This window comes from Pseudomonadota bacterium, assembly GCA_026388255.1.
Lineage (GTDB): Bacteria > Desulfobacterota > Syntrophorhabdia > Syntrophorhabdales > Syntrophorhabdaceae > JAPLKB01.
This window is the reverse complement of the sequence record JAPLKC010000013.1, coordinates 1-3,215: the sequence shown is the minus strand read 5'-3', so window position 1 is coordinate 3,215 and position 3,215 is coordinate 1. Positions and strand designations below refer to the sequence as shown.

Sequence of the window (3,215 nt, the reverse complement as noted above, 5' to 3'; positions counted from 1 at the left end):
TACAGTGCCCTTCAGGGAGATAAATTGAAGAGAAAAAAAATACTTATCATAGACGATGAACATTCTTTGCTTGAATCCCTGGACATGTTCCTCACTGAAAAGGGCTACACAGTGCAATGCGCTACCACAGCAGCAGAAGGGTTTGAAAAAAGCGATGTCTTTAACCCGGATGCAACTATTCTTGATATACGGCTTCCTGATATGGACGGCCTTGAGGTGCTGAAAAAGCTAAGGTCTAATAATAAGCAAAATATCATTATCATCACTGCATTCCATGATATGGATACAACTATAAAAGCGGTGAAATCAGGCGCCTTCGAATATATCCCAAAACCTATTGACGTGGAAGAACTCGAAAAAGCAATAGAGCGGGCAATGAAATATTCCAACCCTGCCCACAGTACCGATGCAAAGGCACCGCCTCCTTTTGTCTATGAAGAAGGAAAGATTATCGGCAAAAGCAGAGTGATGAAAGAAATTTTTAAGACCATAGGCGTACTTTCGGAAAACAGGGTTACGGTACTCATAGAGGGGGAAACAGGCACAGGAAAAGAGTCGATAGCAAGGGCAGTCCATTACCATAGTCCATTCAGAAATCATCCTTTACGTATTATAAACTGTTCTGCTATTGTGGGGACGCTTTTGGAAAGCGAACTTTTCGGTCACGAACAGGGGTCTTTTACAGGCGCTTCTTATACCAAAAAAGGGAAATTTGAGCTTGCCGGAGAAGGAACTATTTTTCTCGATGAAGTAGGGGAGATACCCTTTGAGCTTCAGTCGAAGCTCTTACGCTTTCTTCAGGAGAAGGAATTTGAGCGTATAGGGGGCGAAAAGAAGATTAAATCGAATGCACGGGTGATTGCGGCAACAAACAGGGATTTATGGAAAATGGTTCAAGACGGCAACTTCAGAGAGGACCTGTATTACAGACTTAGTGTTGCAACAATAAAGGTCCCTCCCTTGAGAGAACGAAAACCGGATATCCCTCTTTTAATTGAATATATGCTTAAGAAGATAAATCATGAGTTGAAAAAGGGCATAAAAAGAGTTGAACAGGAAGCTGCCCGGTGGATGCTGGAATACGACTGGCCGGGCAATGTGAGAGAACTGGAAAATGTTCTTACCCATGCTGCAATAAATACTCAGGGAGAGGTTATCCTGGAGGAGCTTATCATCCCTCTTCTCGGCAAAAGAGTGACAAAAGAGGCAAACGGAAAAGAAGTATCGCAGGAACAGAGTCTCCAGAACATAGAAAAGGAATACATTTTAAAGATCCTGGACCGTACACACTGGCATCTTGGAAAGACATGCAAACTGCTTGATATATCCCGTCCGACACTACGCAACAAACTTAGGACCTATGGGATCTCGCCCAACGGGAAGTCTATTTGAAAAATATTTTCAAGAAGTAAAATAATATTTCAATAGATTGAAAATCTGTATACATTCACATTTAACGTCATATTGATATAATTGGATATTTTAATAATATTTCCTGGCATAGTTATTGCTTATTGATATAACAGCCAGATAGCATAAATATTTAAAAAGGTTTTATTGACAAATTAAAAGGGGGTTCAAATGAAGAAGCTGATGTATCTTTCTATCTTTTTCCTGTTTATGATTTCTTGTTTTATCGGCACATCCATTGCCGCAGAAAAACCGGTAGTAATAGGGGCGCCTCTTTCTACGGCCTTTCTCTACGGATGGGATGCCGAGAGGGGGATTAAACTTGCCGTCGATGAAATAAATGCTAAGGGCGGTGTAGCCGTTGGCGGGAAGAAAAGGCCCTTTCATGTTGAAGTAATCGATACGAGGGACCTTGAGGCTGGCGTTCCGGTGAGTGAGGCGCTTCTTGGCCTTGAAAAGCTTATCCTTGAGAAAAAGGCGGATTTTATCATCGGAGGTCCTGTCCGTTCCGAGGCAGCCCTGGCAGCTATGGATCTTTTGAACAAGCACAAAAAGGTAAGCATCCTCACTACAGGGGTGCTCACGCCCGCCTACACTAAAAGGGTGGAAGAGAACTACGAGAAATATAAATACTGCTTCAGAAATACAAGCCATGTGCCTGTGATGATGAAGGAGTTTATCGCATTGCTCGAAGACATTAAAAAGGGACATAATTTTAACAAAGCATATATCATGGTACAGGACGTGGCCCATGCGCGGGGTGGCGGAGAATTTATGAAAAAGGCGCTGGCTGAGAAAGGCTGGGAAGTGATCGATATGAAGATATACCCCACAGGGACCAATGACTATTCTGTCGGGCTTTCAGACGCAAACAAAAAGGGCGCACAGATACTTTTCCTGTGGATGGATATGCCTGAAAGCGCTGTGCTGCTCAAGCAGTGGAGCGATATGAAGCTGAAGTGCCTCCCCATAGGTTTTGTAAATGCAGCTGAGCAGCCTGGGTTCTGGAAGGCAACCGGCGGAAAGGGCGAGTATCTTATCGTAAATCTTGTCAATGGCGGAAATGCTCCGGCAAAGATCACCCCCTGGACTATGAAGTTTGTTGATGCCTATAAAAAGAAATGGGGCCTCGAACCTGAAGGATACGGGACATCATCGAGCTATATGGCAGTGTACCAGCTTAAAGATGCCATTGAAAAAGCAAACAGCACAGACTCTGAGGCTGTTATAACAGCAATGGAAAACCTTGATATTATGGGCGTATATGGCAGGATGCGTTTTGATAAAAAATCTCACCAGATCATACCATCTTTCGACGCTAAAGAAGGGGCAGTAACAGGCATTATACAATGGCAGGCAGGTAAAAGAATCCAGATATTCCCTCCAAAATATGTTGAGGGAAAGGTTTTATTACCGCCTTGGATGAAGTAACACCAATAAAGGAGTCGTAGAGACGTAAAATTTTACGTCTCTACTTGCAACAGAGGGGTCGACCCCCTACGGGGACAGGTGTGAGCCCCGAAAAAAGGAGCAGATGTGGAAATACTCATTTATGGCATTATAAACAGCATTACTCTGTCTCTTCTGTCTTTGGGATTTGCGCTGGTATACAGTATAAGCAGGGTGCCTCATTTTGCCCACGGCGCTCTGTACATTATGGCAGGGTATATAACATGGTTGTTTCTCAACAAATTCATTGCCTTTCCTTATCCCCTTGCCATCATCCTGGCAATTGGCCTTACAAGTCTCGTAGGCGCTCTGATCTACCGTTTCGTACTAATCAGGATAAGAGGCATGGAAATCTC

3 protein-coding genes are annotated in these 3,215 nt (G+C 43.5%); all 3 read left to right on the top strand.

Features of this window, described 5'->3' with window-relative positions:
• Positions 1-24: 24 nt before the first annotated feature.
• Complete coding sequence (locus NT178_00950; protein MCX5811103.1) at positions 25-1,392, top strand: sigma-54 dependent transcriptional regulator; 1,368 nt, start codon at positions 25-27, stop codon at positions 1,390-1,392.
• Positions 1,393-1,581: 189 nt separating this feature from the next.
• Entirely contained in the window at positions 1,582-2,841 is a 1,260-nt protein-coding gene (locus tag NT178_00945; protein MCX5811102.1) for an ABC transporter substrate-binding protein, read from the top strand.
• A 105-nt stretch (positions 2,842-2,946) separates the two neighbouring features.
• Positions 2,947-3,215: branched-chain amino acid ABC transporter permease (locus tag NT178_00940; GenBank protein MCX5811101.1), on the top strand; the 269-nt coding region annotated here is incomplete at its 3' end.

Excerpts from the sequence above, each read along its gene's own strand:
- NT178_00945 (MCX5811102.1), top strand. The coding sequence starts at position 1,582 with ATGAAGAAGCTGATGTATCTTTCTATCTTTTTCCTGTTTATGATTTCT.